Origin of the sequence: Rodentibacter genomosp. 1 (assembly GCF_001999285.1) — a bacterium.
Taxonomy (GTDB): Bacteria; Pseudomonadota; Gammaproteobacteria; order Enterobacterales; family Pasteurellaceae; genus Rodentibacter.
Genome location: NZ_MLHN01000027.1, coordinates 1 through 1,062, shown reverse-complemented (window position 1 = coordinate 1,062; position 1,062 = coordinate 1). Strand labels below are relative to the sequence as shown.

The 1,062-nt window shown below is 44.6% G+C and carries 1 protein-coding gene; it reads right to left on the bottom strand.

Translation table 11 applies throughout. The annotated features are described in order from the left end of the window. Positions 1-1,062: phage tail tip fiber protein (locus BKK54_RS11930; RefSeq protein WP_432213702.1), on the bottom strand; the 1,062-nt coding region annotated here is incomplete at both ends.

The following is a 1,062-nucleotide window of genomic DNA, read 5'->3' as shown; positions in this document are numbered from 1 at the left end:
TTGTCCCCGTGATTGTTCCTGCAGTCACTCGTCCCAAATTCGCACTAATCGCCGCCAAATTCGAGATATTTAATTTATCCGCACTTAACGATCTCGACACAATATGCGAGGCATTGATACTGCCTGCTGCCATATTTCGAGCGGCGATAGTACCGGCTGCAATCTGATTAGATGTAATCGTGTTTGCTGCGATTTGTTGAGCGGTGATGGTGTTTGTCACAATCGAGCCACCGTGGATAGATGTTACACCGGAATTTTGCCATACATTCGGTTCTTTGGTGGTCGGTAAGCACTCTTCAAGCATCGGTCTGCGAATCATTAAAGCCGGGCTATTTTGCGCACCCTCCGCCCACATATTGATAATCATACGATAGGTAGCATTATCACCTGTCGCTTTGAATATCATATAGATACGTAGGTTTTCTTCGATACCTGTGTCACTATTATTGTTACCATAACCACCACTTTTACCTCGCCCCGACCACGATTTTTTAATAAGTTGCGTTGAACCATGTTCAATATTCAAATCAATAAAAGCTCTGTGTGCACCGACGTAAGCTGAAAAACAATAATATTTGTCTTTCACCAATTTGAGGTCTTGATAAAGCCCACCTAGTCTAACATTGCCTGTATTTATATTTTTGCGGTTTCTTTGCCACCTAAATTTAAGTTCGGTAGGTAAATATGCGCCGCCTTGATATGCGCCTGTTAGATTATCAAAAGCCCAATCCGCATTATCCATATTGGAGGAATCAACATACATCGTCCAACCATTACCATTATTCGCAAAAATCGGGTTATACAAGAGATTGCCACCCAACCCAATTGCCAATTTATCTGCCGTCAATTCCCCTGCCGCAACGTGATTTGCCCGCACTGCACCGGCTTGTAATGCGGCTGTACTCACGGAATCCGCCGCCATTTTTCGGGCGGTAATGCCGCCATCGGCAATCAGTTCGCCATTGAGTACCGTTTTTCCGTTTTCGACACGCAACATCGGTTTTGGTGAACCGTCTTGGGCATTTTTCACCACTTGAAAACGGTCAGCCATCACAATAACCG